Raw genomic sequence first — 16,288 nt, forward strand, 5'->3', positions numbered from 1 at the left:
CACACTGCTCTGGCTGACCACTTCTTCTTCATCTGTGCTACGACTGATCAGATCCACGGTCGCTGAACGGGTGATGCTGTCGCCATCTCCATCCACCCGGGTGACACTGTATTGCAGGCCAAGACTGTTCTGCCCACTGAGCAGCAGTGGTAGTGATTCATCAAACAGATCGGTGTTACCGTGAGACAATGCCTCAAACTGGGTGGTCTGCAGTTGGGATACCCCATCCACCACCACAATCTTGATGCTGAACACTACATTGCCGTCGCTATCTATCCCTTGCAACTCGGTCGCGCTCACTGCGTTTAGGGTAATCGCACCACCATCGGTGGCCGACAGGTTGGTTGCTACCCCCGCCTCACCAATCCCGACAAAGCTGAAGCTACCGGTGGTGCTGCCTTCGCCGTCAGCCCCGTAACTGCCGCTGCTGGTAAAAAGTGACTGCAGTCCGCCTTCAATCGCCGTTGTGGCTTGGGCCAATGCATCAGTCACATCGTCACTGACGTAGCCATCATCCACATCGCTTCCATTGTAGATATCCCCTTCGCCAACCGTCTCGTCCAGACTGACTGACAGTCCGCCAACATTGGCCTCTTCGGCCACGCTCACACTTTGGGTGGGCACATCATCCTGAATAACGATATCCAGCGTTGCGCTGGTTGTATCACCGTCATCATCGGTCAAGGTCACCGTGAGGCTCTCACCTAATTGCAGGTCAAACGCGGGCTGTTGATGGGTCTCGTTATCAAGAAGGGTATAGCTGTAGGAGACACTGCCGTTACCTGTGGCGGGATCGTAGGTGATTGCGGTAATTTGCAATGCATTGCCCAGCGGCGTTTCTATAGATAAAGGCAGCGCAACAACGGTGCCGTTGCTGATCAACTGGATCGCACCGACTACCAGTGTCTGAACGCCGTCCGGTGCATTGAAGGTAAACGCGCCACCTTGGGTCAACGCTGTAGTATCAGGAGTGGATCCATCAGCCAGATTAGCATCACTGACCAGCACCTCGCCCCCCTCCAGAGCAAGCCCTCCAAGACCCACCTCTTCATCGACTGGAGTGATGGAGATAACGAGTGTCGATGTCACTGTGTCCTGGCCATCAGTCACTTGATAATTCACTGGGGGAACGGCACCATCATAGTTAGGCGCTGGCGTAAAGGTATAACTCCCATCCGGATTGATGATCAGCGTGCCCACACCAGTAATAGTGGCAGCAACTCCAGCAGGCACACCGATGTTGATACCCCAGTCATATGAAACGATAGAGGCATCAGCTGGTCCGTCAGGATTGGTGCTATTTTCGAGCAGATTCCCGCTGACCTGAGAGTCTTCGAGAGTCACGACGGTTTCACCCAAATCATCAAGCTGATTCTCAAGAATTAAATCTTCGGCCTGATTTTCATTGATGACAGCCGCCGTATCGTAGGTGGTATCAAACCCTGCAGCCGCTATCGTGGCATCACCAGTTCGATCGATAGTGACAAAGCCACCATTACCACTCGCTCCGGCTACGCCTCCAATACCGCCACCACCACCGGCAGCAGGAGCACCACCAGCTGCAGAAGCCTCAAAATTCTGAGTAGGATCCACACCTTGCAAAATCGATTGCTGCAATGCTGCAATATCGGCAGGGGCGCCTTCGGTGGGCGAAGCTCCTTGCGGTTGACCAGGTTCAACCGACTCGGAACCCGAAGGTGAATTCTGTGCAGGTGTATCGTCATAAGGGGAAAGTGCCAGCTTGGCATCATCCGCTATGGTCAACTTGGCTCCGGGTTGGAGGATTTCCCCTTTCTGTAGAGGGCGGCTGCTTCCATCAGCCAACACAATCTCCACATTCCCTTCGATGGCTGAGACAACCACGGACTTGTCGATAATTTGGGTACGCATATCCATTGCTCCAACGTGACAGATCTTGATGTCTATACGGTAGAAGGAGATAGCGTTCTGTTCCGTTGCAAAAATGTATGCATTTCGATCTGCATCGAACAGGTACACGGAAAAAAATCGAAGAGTTCAGTTTTTTCAATATAAATCAGAGCTCTATAGGCAGCCCCATTCAGCACTACGTGTACTTTGATTATATAAAGATGGAGAAAAGAGAATAGATAGATATAAAAATGACCCCATTCGGGGCCATTTTATGGCGTCTTATTCAAGACAACGGAAAGGCGGGGTGAACAAATCCCTGATAACCATCGATATGCAACTTGGAGAGCAACTCGACTTGATGTTGATCTTCGACACGGGTCGCAATGGTGGTCACACCCGCATTGTGCGCAGCTCGGCACACTGCGGCCAGGAATGAGGTGTCAGCTCCCGGCTCCATAACCTGGCTGGTATAACCATGGTCGACCTTGACATAAGCTGGCGACAACTCCTCCAGATAACCCAGCGACTGGAAGTGACGACCATAGTGGTCAACCCCCCACTGGAAGCCATGTGTCTGCAAAGTGCCCACCAACGCAGCGACGTTATCTTTATGCTTCATGATGGCGACTTCAGGTATTTCAAATAGCAACCGCTCTTTCAACTCGGCATGATCGGTCAGATAGCGAGTCAGCCAGGTTAAAAATTCATCCGAACAGAGCGAGCCAGCAGTGATGTTGATCGCAAGCACCAGATCAGACTGCTTTTGCAATAAAGGAACGCAGGCATCGAGAACCGCCTGGTCAAACTCGCCACCCAGTTTGAACTGTTCAATTGCGGGCAAGAACTGGCCGGCAAAATAGTCTGTGCCATCACGGGAGATAGAGGCAAACAGCTCGGCATGCAACCTGGCGCCATTATCGAATCGGCAAGCTGGCTGGGCTTTGAAACGCCAGAGTTGCCGTGAGATGGCATCTTGTACCAGATCTCGCCAGGCCAAACGCCCCATCAAACCTTGTTCGGTGCCCCCTTCCATCACAACAGCACCGCGGCGTTCATTGCGCGCCTTGCCAAGCGCATTATCGGCCTTGGTCAACAAGGCTGAGAGATCATCATTACCATCACGACCGGCAATGCCGATGACGGAAAGCGCATCGCCTTCGCCCATTGGATTCACCACCAAATCGGCGATGCGGCTATTAATCACTTCAGCCAATTCTTTTAGTTGATTGAGATCATCAGTTGGACAAAGCAGCGCATATTCCGTCGCGGAGATCCGTGCCAAGGCTGCGCCGTCCCACCCTTTTAATTGCTCTTTCAAGGCCTGTGCGATCGATTTGACCATGTTGTCTCTGGCCGCAAAGCCTTCATCACGATAGATATCGTCCAGCATATCAACCGCAACCAGCATGACACCACCTTGGCCAGCTTCCGCTATCCATGCGTTAACCTGCCCTACAAAATAGGCGCGGTTGCCAAGGCCAGACACAGCGTCGACATAAACCCGTTCACGCAATTTTTCGGCCTCATCGGCTTGCTCTTTGAACTGCAACGCCAACTTGCCTGAGAGGGTATTGATCGCCTGAACGACCTGCTTCAATTCATGAGTGTTAGGCTCCGGTATCGTATGACCAAAATGGTGCAGCTCAATCTCGACTGCCTGTTCACAGATCTGTTTGAGTGGCTTGAGCAAGTAATTAAGTGCTCTCATCAACAAAATCGTGGTGATCAAAAAACCGACCAGAAACCAGCTCGCCAGTTCGCTCATTCCGCGCCACAACTCGTAATAAGCCTGGCCCGGATGGCCAACCACTTTTAATTTTCCAAGCTGCAGCCAGCCAGAAGTCAAAATTGACTCGTTGGATACCTCGGGAAACAGCCCCAAATTGATAAACCACTGCGGCACACCCTGAATGGTGTTGGTATTTTCCTGCTCGATAACATCCTTTGATGCCAGCAGATCGAGGCGAACCAGTCGATAATAGCCGCCATCAAAGATGGCCTGGATCACCGACTCGGCACCTACCTTGTCACCATTCTCCAGATAGGGGGTGAGCGCAAGCCCCAGTGAGGTTGCCGTATTGATGACCGTTGTTTCCTGTTGCTGCGCCAGATAAGTGCGGGTTGAATTGAATTGCACCCAGTATGTGGCCGCAAATAACAATCCAAACAGCAGCAGCATGGTGGCTAATAACTGTCGATAGAGCGTCATAGGTTAATCATCCAAATTCACCACAGGCCGAGCCAATCGCCCCGATGTCATGCGATTGCGTAAATCATTCCATAATCCCAAGCGAGATGATTGACCAGCCAGTTCCCCTTGGCCACGCGCCTTCATCAACCACAAGTGACTACCGTTAAAGCTATAAATAGGTACCAGATCCCGACGTTGGCTTGCCGGACGGATAGAACCGATAAGATTGTCCAGGATCACCGGGACTGATGAAGGCGTCTCGTAATAGGCAACAACCATATGAAACTGGTTATAATCGAGCGCCTTGACGTACACCATCCTCATTTTTTCATCCGGGATACCCAATTCAAGCAAAGTTGAATATTTGGCAATACTGAAGTCTTCACAGTCTCCCCCGGCTGCCCCCAAAAACTCCAACGGGGTTGCCCAATAATCTTTCTTGCGCCACAACTTGATATCGTCAATAAAACGCATCCGATTGAAAAAATTATTTACCCGTTCGAGCTTTTTTTCTTCGCTCAGGGCTCTGCCCTTCGTCTCCATGACCAGCATACGCCAACTGGTGACACGCTTGCCGGCTCTGGCGCCGTAAGTCTGCTCCGCCCGCTTGATCAAGTTGAGATCTTCTTGTGGCAAAGGCTGACTGGCACAGAGCAACAGTGAGAAGGGTAACAGCAGGATCCATAGAGAGTGACGCAGAGTACGTAGGGCTAGGTATCTCCATTCATTGAGGAGATAACACCATCTGCCACCGATCCCGCGCTGGAGTGTCACATCATATTCCTGCTGCATTATTGCTGCTGCACTCCTCAAACCCGTGCAACCACCTGCTTTAGCCATCATGGTAACTGCCAGCAGCAGTCACCATGATGGCGTCCATCATCCCGGCGGGATCATGGGCAAACGGTTATTGCTTGGCCTGCCATTCAGCGGGTTGTTTGACGCTAAATGCATTGAGCAGGCTGCCTGTCGCGTTAAGAATGCGATAGTCCGCCAGCAGTGCATCATACTCGGCAGTGATGTAGCTGCGACGCGCCTCGAACAATTCGTTCTCGGTGTTCAATACGTCCAGCAACGTCCGTTGACCCAAGCCAAACTGCTTCTTGTATGCCTGTACGGTATCGTAGCTGGCGTCAACATGCTCTTTCAGGAAGGTTTTTTGCTTGGCCAGCGACTCTTTCGCGTTCCAGGCCAGACGAGTACCTTCCTCCACCTGGCGGAACGCATTCAGATGAATGTCTTTCGCCTGAGAGTAGAGCGCCGATGTTGCATTGCTCTCTGCCACATCAGAACCGCCACGGAACAGGTTGTAACGCATCCGTACCATGGCGGTCAGGTCATCGTTACGCCCTTTGACCGCATCGATATCCTCATTCCAGTTCTGATCTACCTCAAATGTCACATTGGGGTAGAAACCGGACTTGGCGCCTTCATGCTGATACTTGGCCGCTTCGATATCCTGCAGGGAGGAGAGCAGGGTCGGATGGACTTCGGTCGCCGTTTTCAGGGCAGTATCGAGGCTGGTCGGGATAAGCTCGGTATTGGGAACCGGCTGTACCAGATCTTTGGGAACCTCGTTGACGACACGAATAAATTCACTCTCTGCGTCGCGATAGTTGTTCTCGGCAGCAGCCTGATTTGAATAGGCTCGGGCAACACGACCATCGATCTGGGTCTGGTCTGCGGTAGAACCCAGCCCCGAATCAGTCCTCTTGCTGATGTCGCTACGGATCTGTTCGTGGGTTTCCAGGTTCTGTTTGGATAGCTCCAGGATCTCCTGCTGGCGCAGCATATTGAGATACACCTCCGCCACCCTCAGCGCGGTGTTCTCTGCCTCGGAGATCATCGCCAGACGCTGGGCATTGGCTTCAGCTTCTGTTCTGGACACGTTGTTGCTGACATCAAAGCCATCAAACAACATTTGCCGTAAACTCAGTCCTGCCTCTTTACGAGTCATGGAGTCATCAATATTGCTGTTGGCGCTGGCAGCCCGGGTAGAAGGGCTGTCAGTTTTTTCATAGCCTACGCCACCACGCAGATCGATCGTAGGATAATAGCCACCCTTTGCTCCATCATGCTGATAGAGGCGTGCCTGATAAAGATCAAACGCTTCCTTGATCTTGGGATGCGTTGCGAGTGTCTGTGCCACCGACTCTTCCAGAGTCTGAGCCTGACCCAGGCCGGGGATCAGGGTGATGCCACTGACCAGCATGGCAACAATCGTTTTTTTCATGTTATCTCCAGTCATGTTTTGTTTTTTAGATTGTTGGCTTATCGTTCTCTCAGTGCCGACTGCCTTGCCCTTAATATGGGTTTCAGCAAATAGTCTAGGACACTTTTTTTACCAGTAATGATATCAGCACTGGCTAACATACCGGGGATGATGGGAAGTGCGTTAAGCTCATCGCCCAAGTAACTCTTCTCGGTACGCACCCGAACCAGATAAAAGGAGTTCCCCTCCTCATCCTGGATCGAGTCCGCACTTATCTGTTCAACCTTGCCATGCAATCCTCCATAGATTGTAAAGTCATAGGCAGTAATTTTGACGATGGCCTCCAGCCCTGGACGCAGGAAGGCAATATCTTTCGGTGATACTTTGGCCTCCACCAGCAAGGTATCCTCCAGCGGCACGATCTCCATCAAATCCATGCCGGGCTGAACCACGCCGCCCAGGGTGTTGATCTTGAGCTTTTTGATGGTGCCTTTAAGCGGTGCGATCACGCTGGTGCGATCCACCCGGTCTCGCAAGCCGACCTGCCCCTCTGACAACTGGCCAAGCCGCCCCTGCTTCTCATTCAGTTCGGTCTGGGAGTCTGCCCTGAACTTCAGCGCAATATCGTTGCGCTTGGAGATGGTCTCACGCAACACCGAATTGAGTTTTGGAATAAGCAGGCGGTTGCTCTCCAGCTCCCCCTGCATCTCGTTGACCTGACGCTCCAGCTTGATTAGCTCCACTTGAGGCACTATACCTTCTTTTGCCAGCGGACGGCTGATATTGAGCTCTTGTTTGGCCAGATCCACACTGCGGTTCACGGTGCGGATTTTGGCATTCAGTTCGATCAGTTCCTGCTCTTTCTGCTCGATTTGCTGACCAAGAATATAAAGCTGGTTCTTCAGGTTATTCAGACGATCCCGCTGTACCGAGCGCTCACGGTTGGCATATTCGGCAAAGACGGTTTCATAACCATCGGGAAACTGGATAGGTGCCTCTCCCACGACCACCTGTTCACGCCATCCCAGCGCAGGCTCATTTTTCACCTCGACACTGGCCATCTCGGCGCGCAGACGGGCCACATCCCCTTTCAGGGTGACCACCTCCTGCTCACGCTCGCGAAAATCGGAGCGGAAACGGGTGTCATCGATGCGCAGCAGTGGCTGCCCCTTTTCGACGATGTCGCCCTCCTTGACGAAGATCTCTTTGACGATCCCCCCTTCCAGGTTCTGGATCACCTGCAGTTGGCGGGACGGGATCACCTTACCCTGACCCACGGTGACTTCATCAAGCTCGGCCCAGGCCGCCCAGACGATGGCGCTCATGAAAAAGAGGAAACAGCACCATAGCAGGATGCGAGCACCGGTCGGTGTGGTCAGCAGTACAGCCGCAGCACCATCATCGACAAACTCCAGATGCTCGGGTGCCGGCAATACATCGCTGGAAGGCGCCTTTTTGCTACGCTTGAACCAGCTCATGATCCCCTTAACCATGAGACACCTCCTGCACACGCACCTTGCCTTCCTTCAACTGCTGCAACACCGCCTCTTTGGGGCCATCTGCCACTATCTGTCCCTGTTCGATGACGATCACCCGTGACGCCACATCCAGCATCGAGGTCTTGTGAGTGATGAGGATCAAGGTGGTTTCCGGGCCGAGTCGAGCCAGCTCCTGTTTCACCTGCATCTCGGACTGGTTATCCATGTTGGAGGTCGGCTCATCCATCACCAGAATGGGGGGATCATTGAGCAGGGCGCGCGCCAGCAAGATTGCCTGACGCTGGCCACCGGAGAGCTGGCGGCCCCCCTCGCCGATCTGGCGGTCAAGCCCGTTGGGATCCCGGTTGGTAAAGTTGGTGACGCCCGCACGCTTGGCGGCACGCAAAACCCGCACATCATCCACCAGTGGATTGCCCAGCATGATGTTGTCTCGCACCGATCCGAAAAAGAGGATGACATCTTGCGGGACACAGCCGATATTGCGACGGATCACCGCCGAGGGCAGCTGATCCAGTTCAAATCCATCGATGCGCACAGAGCCATCGGTCGGCCGATACAGCCCCATCAGCAATTTCTCAAGAGTCGTTTTGCCTGCACCAATCCGGCCGATAATCGCCACCTTTTCACCCGGCTGAATACGCAAATTGATATTGTGCAGAGTGCTGGTTTCCATGCCCGGATATTTGAAGGAGACATTTTCAAATTCAATTCGCCCGGCAATCACCGGATGATGAATATATTGCTTTCCCTCCTCCTGCTCCCCCGGGGTTTGCATGATTTTTTCCAGAATATCCAACGCAGACTTGGCCTGGTTATAGCGGGTCGACAGCACGGAGAGCTGCACCATTGGCGCAATGGCACGGCTGGAGAGCATCACTGCTGCAATCATCCCCCCCATGGTGACCAAGCCCTCGGATATCTGGTAAACACCGACGATCACCAGTCCGACGGTCACCACCTGCTGGATATAACTGGCCAGCGATGACATGGAGTTGGTAATGCGGCGGGTCTGCACGCCCCAGGTGGAAATATGGGAGACGGCCTGTTCCCAGCGATGCTGGAACATACTCTCGGCGCCGAAGATCTTGACGGTTTCCAGCCCGGAAATACTTTCAATCAGGTTGGCGTGTTTCTGGGAGGCCAGGCGCGAGCCCTCTTCGATGGACTGCTTGAGCGGCTCTTGTATATAGAAGCTGTAGGCGACCAGGATCAGCATGGCCACGATGGGCACCACCACCATCACGCCGGCAAACATCCAGATGATAAAGAGGAAGAAGACGGCAAAGGGAAGATCGATAAGCGTCGAGACGGTCGCGGAGGTGAAAAACTCCCGCACCGATTCAAACTCCTGCAGATGTTTGGCGAAGGCACCGGTAGAGGCGGGACGAGACTCCATCCGCATACCCATTACCTTGGCGAAAATCTTGGCCGACAGCAGCACATCGGACTTTTTACCGGCGATATCGATAAAGTAACTGCGCAGCTGTCGCATCACAAAATCGAAGGTAAAGACCACCATGGCCCCGACCGCCAGTACCCAGAGCGAATCAAACGCCAGATTGGGCACAATCTTGTCATAGACGTTCATGGTGAAGAGCGGGCTGGCGATGGCAAACAGGTTGATCAGAATGGAAGCGATCAATACATCACGATAGATGCCGCGTGATTCAAACAAGGTGCTCCAGAACCAGTGGCCATCACGGGTTTCCAGCACCTTGGGCGAGCGTTCGTCAAACTTGAACTGCTTCTTCACATAGAAGAGGCGACCCAGATACTCATCACCCAACTGGGCAGCCGTCAGCCATTGCGCGGCATCACCGGCCTGCGGGAAGATCACCTTGCCCTGGCTGCGATCTTCGTTCCACTCCAGCAAAATACAGGCGCCACCACTGCGCATCTGCAATACGCAAGGCAGCAGCAAGGGAGAGATATCGGCCAGTGGCTGGATCACTTCACGGGCGGATAATCCGCCCCGCTCGGCAGCACGGCAAAAGAGTGCGGTAGTCAGGCGTCCGGAGACCAGCGGCAACCCGGTCGTCAGGGCATCCTGGCTGTTGGGCACACCATAAAAACGGGTCAAGAAGACCAGACACTCCAATAACTCATCAATACGACTTGTTTCTGCTTGCATAGCATCCTGTCACTGCATAAATGAGGCCGACGCGAGGAATAACCACTCATATTATCCTGCAATAGCGACTCTCAACACCGAGTCACACTCCCACTGAGGTGCCTGTTCAGTAGATAAACCGGTCTGGATAAAGCGCAACCTTCCCCATATTTACCCGCGAGGAAACAATTGCAGCATGATTCATTATTGGTAAAGCATGATTTCATTGATGTCATGCTAACACGCTAACCAGAGTGAACGCCGATGTTAATTGATAACGACATTTTTTATGGCGCATCACTATATCAACCGAAACGTACCAAAACTATAGTTTACGGTATGAACTTTTTTATATAACCCTATGTTTTTTGTAAAAATAATAACTATGCACTCAATTATAGGTCAGGAAGTATGAAGGGTCTTCCCAGCGCGTGACCTTGCGGGCCGCTCAATGAGAGTGCTTTGGCGATGTCCGCCATGGCCGTCCAGCGATTTTCACACCAGACCGGTGCCAGCAGGGTCGGACGGCGCGCCGATGCCGAGATCCGGTGATACACCACCTCGGGCGGCGTGTGCTGGATCATGGCGACAGCCGCTTCCACATACTGATCCAGCGTCAATACCTCAAGCCGCCCCGCTTGCCACGCCTTGCCGAGGGTGCTGCCCTCAACCACATGAAGCGGATGCAGCTTGATCCCTTCAACGCCGGTCTCCACGATGCGATGCAGGGTATCGAGGCTGTCCATCGGCACTTCGCCCGGCAGGCCAACGATCAAATGAGCGCATACCTTGATGCCACGCTGATGGGCACGTCTTACCGCATCCTCATAGGCGGCATAGCCGTGGCCGCGATTGATCCGTTGCAGGGTCTTGTCATTGGCACTTTGCAGCCCGAGCTCCAGCCACACCTCGTAACCCCGGGCCTGATAGCCCGCCAGCAGATCCAGCACCGCATCCGGCACACAATCGGGGCGAGTGCCCACACAGAGCCCCACCATATCGCTCACCGACAGCGCCTCTTCATACATGCGCTGCAGATACTCGACCTCGGCATAGGTGCTGGTATAGGCCTGAAAGTAGGCGAGATAACGCTTGGCACGGGTCACTTCGTCGCGACGTGCCAGCAGTTGTTGCACCACGGAGAGTTGCTGGGCCGACTCGTCGGCAAAAGAGGAGACATTGCAGAAGGTGCAGCCACCGCGGCCCAGGGTGCCGTCCCGGTTCGGGCAGGTGAAGGCACCGTGGATGGAGAGTTTGTGGATCTTCTGACCGTGACGCTGCTTGAGATCCTGACCGAATGTATTGACGAGTTCGTGTAACTGCATGACACCTCCGCTAAAGGAGCGCCATTGTACGAGCTTGCGCAAAACAGGGGCTGAGCTGGATCAAGCTAGCGGAGGGGGCAAAACATATAAATATCCGGTCAATTTTGAATAAATATAGAGAAAAAGCGCAAAAAATGGAGTCTGGCAGATCGTTGACCATTCCAACAGTAAACGTTCATATGAAAATGAGACCCGATAACTCACTGTTGAACAATGAAAAATCCAAAGAGACCCGACAGCACACAATTGCAAGCATGGGATATTGAAAATGTGATCCCTTCCGCTGTCAGCAACGTCGGGTTGGTAAAATTACTACATTCAACCACCGTCGCTGAGCGCACCATTGAACCTTTCAATGGCGATATATTTAACCAACAAAATAAACTTATGCAGAACAACCACAGCGCCTCAGCCAATTAATCCCTCCAATCCGACATTTTGTTATGCGAATGTAACCATAAAGACAAACCTGACCTGCGATTGACCTCGCCAGAAAATCCCATTAGTTTGGAGATTCGCCACGTCAGGCAGACGGAACCACAAGAGCCAATCGCAATTTATGCAGTCAGGTGATGACTGTGCGATGCAAGGCCGAGCAAGGGAGAAATGCAATGTCACTATATGATCCAAAGCTGGAGAGGGATAACTGTGGCTTCGGCCTGTTGGCCCACATGGAAGGGGAAGCCAGCCACAAGCTTGTTCGTCTCGCGATGTCAGCATTGGCTCGCATGCAGCACCGCGGCGGGATCTCCGCTGATGGCAAGACCGGCGATGGCTGCGGTCTGCTGCTGCAAAAACCCGACAGTTTCTATCGCGCGGTCGCCGAAGAGAAGGGATGGCACCTTGGCCGCAAGTACGCGGTCGGCATGCTGTTTCTCAACCCCGACCCCGTATTGGCGCAAGCCACTCGCGACATCATCGACGAGGAGCTGGAAAAAGAGACCCTGAGTCTGGTCGGCTGGCGCAAAGTGCCGGTCGATACCAATGTGCTCGGCCCCATCGCCAAAGCCTCCCTGCCCAGTATTGAACAGGTCTTTGTCAACGCGCCCCCGGGCTGGGTTGAACAGGATCTGGAGCGTCGCCTCTATATCGTGCGCCGCCGTATAGAGAAGCGCATCAACGACGACTACTTCTATATCGTCAGCCTCTCCAACCTGGTCACCGTCTATAAAGGGCTGTGCATGCCGGTGGACTTACCGCGCTTCTATCTGGATCTCGCCGACATCCGTATGCAGGCGGCCATCTGCGTATTCCACCAGCGCTTCTCCACCAACACCAGCCCGCGCTGGCCGCTGGCCCAGCCGTTCCGCTATCTGGCCCATAACGGCGAGATCAACACCATCGCCGGCAACCGTCAGTGGGCCAAGGCGCGCAGCTACAAGTTTGCGACGCCGCTCATTCCCGATTTGCAGGAAGCGGCCCCCTTCGTCAACACCACGGGGTCGGATTCCTCCAGCCTCGACAACATGCTGGATCTCTTCCTCGCCGGTGGTATGGACCTGTTCCGCGCCATGCGTCTGTTGATCCCGCCTGCATGGCAAAAGCACCCGAACATGGATGACGACCTGCGCGCCTTCTACGACTTCAACTCCATGCACATGGAGCCGTGGGACGGCCCCGCCGGTATCGTCATGACCGACGGTCGCTACGCCACCTGCGCGCTTGACAGAAACGGCCTGCGTCCGGCCCGCTACGTCATCACCAAGGACAAGTTCATCACGCTCGCCTCCGAAGTGGGCACCTGGGACTACACCCCGGACGAAGTGCTGGAGAAGGGCCGGGTCGGCCCGGGCGAGCTGTTCGTGGTCGATACCAGCAACGGCAAGGTGTGGACCAGCTTCGAGATCGATGACGATCTCAAGAACCGCCACACCTACAAGCAGTGGATGGACAAGCACTGCACCCGATTGGTGCCGTTCGAGCAGATGGACGACAGCCAGACCGGCCGCCGCGAATTTGCCGACGACCAGCTGAAGACTTATCAGAAGCTGTTTGGCTACTCCTTCGAGGAGCTGGATCAGATCATCCGGGTATTGGGTGAGAACGGTCAGGAAGCAGTAGGCTCCATGGGGGATGATACCCCGATGGCGGTGCTCTCCTCCGGCCCGCGCACCCTCTATGATTACTTCCGCCAGATGTTTGCCCAGGTGACCAACCCGCCCATCGACCCGCTGCGGGAAAACCACGTGATGTCGCTGGCCACCTGTATCGGTCGCGAGCAGAACGTCTTCAACGAGACCTTCGGCCACGCCCACCGGGTGTTGTTCCAGTCGCCGATCCTGCTCTACTCCGACTTCCACCAGCTGCTGGCACTGGAGGGAGAGTATTACCGTCATCAGGTGATCAGCCTCAACTTCAAGCCCGAAGAGGGGCTGGAAGCGGCCCTCGTGCGCATCTGCGACGAGGCCAAAACCGCCGCCAAGAGCGGCACCGTACTGCTGGTGCTGTCGGATCGCGATATCAGCGCCGACACCCTGCCGATCCCGGCCGCCATGGCGGTGGGCGCGGTACAGCGCACCCTGGTTGACAACAACCTGCGCTGCGACGCCAACATTCTGGTGGAGACCGCAAGCTGCCGCGATCCGCACCACTTCTCGGTGCTGCTGGGCTTTGGCGCGACCGCCATCTACCCCTATCTCGCCTACGAAACCCTGGCCAAACAGGTTGAAGAGGGCGTGCTCACCATGTCCCTGCGCCAGGCCATGGTCAACTACCGCAACGGCATCAATAAAGGGCTCTACAAGGTGATGTCCAAGATGGGCATCAGCACGGTCGCCAGCTATCGCTGCTCCCAGCTGTTTGAAGCGGTGGGCCTGGCCAAATCGGTGGTCGATACCTGCTTCCGTGGCGTGTCGAGCCGTATTCAGGGTGCCGAGTTTGCCGACATCCAACAGGATCAGCACAATCTGGCCCGTCAGGCCTGGCTGGCCCGCAAACCCCTCGCCCACGGCGGCCTGCTCAAATTCGTTCACGGTGGCGAGTACCACACCTACAACCCGGATGTGGTCCAGACCCTGCAAACCGCGGTGCGCTCCGGCAACTATGCCGATTACAAGGAGTACGCCCGTCTGGTCAACGAGCGCCCGGTCGCCACCCTGCGCGATCTGCTGGCACTGAAGAAGGTCGACAATCCGGTGGCGCTGGATCAGGTGGAGCCGGCCGACAAGCTGTTCCCCCGCTTCGACTCCGCCGCCATGTCTATCGGTGCCCTCGGCCCTGAGGCCCACGAGGCACTGGCTGTCGCCATGAACCGCCTCGGCGGTCAGAGCAACTCAGGTGAAGGGGGCGAAGATCCCAAGCGTTTCGGCACCGAGAAGAACTCCCGCATCAAGCAGGTGGCTTCCGGTCGCTTTGGCGTCACCCCCCACTACCTGATGAACGCCGATGTGGTGCAGATCAAGGTGGCTCAGGGTGCCAAGCCCGGCGAAGGTGGCCAGCTGCCCGGTGACAAGGTCACCGCCCAGATCGCCAAGCTGCGCTATTCCGTGCCCGGCGTGACCCTGATCTCCCCGCCGCCGCACCATGACATCTACTCCATCGAGGATCTGGCCCAGCTCATCTTTGACATCAAGCAGATCAACCCGAGCTGTCTGGTGTCGGTGAAACTGGTCTCAGAACCCGGCGTGGGCACCATCGCCTGCGGCGTGGCCAAGGCCTATGCCGACTTCATCACCATCTCCGGTTATGACGGCGGCACCGGCGCAAGCCCGCTCACCTCGGTCAAATATGCCGGTTCCCCGTGGGAGCTGGGTCTGGCTGAAACCCAACAAGCGCTGGTCGCCAACGGCCTGCGCCACAAGGTGCGGCTGCAGGTGGATGGCGGCCTCAAGACGGGTCTGGACATCATCAAGGCGGCCATCCTCGGCGCCGAGAGCTTCGGTTTTGGCACCGGCCCCATGGTGGCGCTCGGCTGCAAATACCTGCGTATTTGCCACCTGAACAACTGCGCCACCGGCGTTGCCACTCAGGATGAGAAGCTGCGTCGCGAGCACTTCACCGGCTTGCCGGAGATGGTGATGAACTACTTCAAGTTCATCGCCGAAGAAACCCGCGAGCTGATGGCCCAACTCGGCGTCACCCAGCTGACCGACCTCATCGGCCGCACCGATCTGCTGGAAGCCCTGCCCGGCCTCACCGCCCGTCAGGCCAAGCTGGATCTCTCCGGCATTCTGGCAAGACCCATCGCTCCGGCAGGCTCCAGCCTGTTCAGCCAGCAGCACAACCCCACCTTCGACAAGGGGCCGCTCAACCTGCAAATGGTCGCGGATCTGCTGGAAGCGGTAGAGACCTCAAGCGGCGGCGAGTTCCGCTACGACATTCGCAACACCGACCGCTCGGTGGGTGCGCGCCTCTCCGGCGAGATCGTCAAACGTCACGGCAACCAAGGGATGGCTGCGGATCCGGTCAAGGTGCACTTCAACGGCACAGCAGGCCAGAGCTTCGGCGTCTGGAACGCGGGTGGCCTCGAGATGATTCTCACCGGTGATGCCAACGACTACGTGGGCAAAGGGATGACCGGCGGCAAGCTGGTGATCAAGCCCCATGTCGGCGTGGCGTTCAAATCCCACGAAGCGGCCATCATCGGCAACACCTGTCTCTACGGCGCCACCGGCGGCAAACTCTACGCCGCAGGTACCGCTGGCGAGCGTTTCGCGGTGCGTAACTCTGGCGCGCTGGCGGTAGTCGAGGGCATTGGCGACAACGGTTGTGAATACATGACCGGCGGCATCGTCACCGTGCTCGGTCAGACCGGCGTCAACTTCGCGGCGGGCATGACCGGCGGCTTTGCCTACGTGCTCGATGAGTGCGGCAACTTTGCCAAGCGCACCAACCCCGAGCTGGTCGAACTGCTGGACGTGGCGGATCTCGCCATCCATCAGGAGCACCTGCGCGGCATCATCACGGCGCACCTCAATGAGACCGGCAGCTCGCGCGCCGAGGAGATCCTGGCCAACTTCGACTCCTATGTGCCCAAGTTCAGGCTGATCAAACCCAAGTCCAGCGACGTGAAATCGCTGCTGGGTCACACCAGCCGTTCCAGTGCAGAACTCAGAATCCAGGCGCAATAAGGAGGGAACC

General features: G+C 55.5%; 9 protein-coding genes. 2 read left to right on the forward strand and 7 right to left on the reverse strand.

The annotated features are described in order from the left end of the window. The 7 genes from BSP75_RS21360 to BSP75_RS00130 form a co-directional block, all read right to left on the reverse strand. Positions 1 to 1,998, reverse strand: a 1,998-nt coding sequence (locus BSP75_RS21360; protein ID WP_075111790.1) for a retention module-containing protein, incomplete at its 3' end; no start/stop codon positions are given. A gap of 157 nt (positions 1,999 to 2,155) precedes the next feature. Further along, positions 2,156 to 4,081, reverse strand: a complete 1,926-nt coding sequence (locus tag BSP75_RS00105) for a LapD/MoxY N-terminal periplasmic domain-containing protein (protein WP_075111791.1) — start codon at positions 4,079 to 4,081, stop codon at positions 2,156 to 2,158. 3 nt (positions 4,082 to 4,084) lie between these two features. Then, on the reverse strand, positions 4,085 to 4,837 hold the full coding sequence (locus tag BSP75_RS00110) for a transglutaminase-like cysteine peptidase (RefSeq protein WP_253186594.1): 753 nt from the start codon (positions 4,835 to 4,837) through the stop codon (positions 4,085 to 4,087). 133 nt (positions 4,838 to 4,970) lie between these two features. Next, positions 4,971 to 6,296 (reverse strand): TolC family outer membrane protein, encoded by a 1,326-nt coding sequence (locus BSP75_RS00115; protein WP_042057685.1) that lies wholly within the window; start codon positions 6,294 to 6,296, stop codon positions 4,971 to 4,973. Between the two features lie 38 nt (positions 6,297 to 6,334). Beyond that, on the reverse strand, positions 6,335 to 7,768 hold the full coding sequence (locus tag BSP75_RS00120) for an HlyD family type I secretion periplasmic adaptor subunit (RefSeq protein WP_171971568.1): 1,434 nt from the start codon (positions 7,766 to 7,768) through the stop codon (positions 6,335 to 6,337). After that, on the reverse strand, positions 7,761 to 9,905 hold the full coding sequence (locus tag BSP75_RS00125) for a type I secretion system permease/ATPase (protein WP_075111792.1): 2,145 nt from the start codon (positions 9,903 to 9,905) through the stop codon (positions 7,761 to 7,763). The genes BSP75_RS00120 and BSP75_RS00125 overlap by 8 nt, the downstream gene beginning before the upstream one ends. Before the next feature lie 374 nt (positions 9,906 to 10,279). Next, entirely contained in the window at positions 10,280 to 11,209 is a 930-nt protein-coding gene (locus BSP75_RS00130) for a TIGR01212 family radical SAM protein (RefSeq protein WP_075111793.1), read from the reverse strand. A gap of 213 nt (positions 11,210 to 11,422) precedes the next feature. On the opposite strand from BSP75_RS00130, the gene BSP75_RS21365 reads away from it, so the two are divergent. Then, on the forward strand, positions 11,423 to 11,629 hold the full coding sequence (locus BSP75_RS21365) for a hypothetical protein (RefSeq protein WP_148140563.1): 207 nt from the start codon (positions 11,423 to 11,425) through the stop codon (positions 11,627 to 11,629). Positions 11,630 to 11,820: 191 nt separating this feature from the next. After that, a complete protein-coding gene (gene gltB, locus BSP75_RS00135) occupies positions 11,821 to 16,278 on the forward strand; it encodes a glutamate synthase large subunit (RefSeq protein WP_075111794.1) in 4,458 nt (1,485 codons plus the stop codon). Positions 16,279 to 16,288 lie beyond the last annotated feature (10 nt).

The organism is Aeromonas sp. YN13HZO-058 (assembly GCF_001921245.1).
GTDB lineage: Bacteria > Pseudomonadota > Gammaproteobacteria > Enterobacterales > Aeromonadaceae > Aeromonas > Aeromonas allosaccharophila.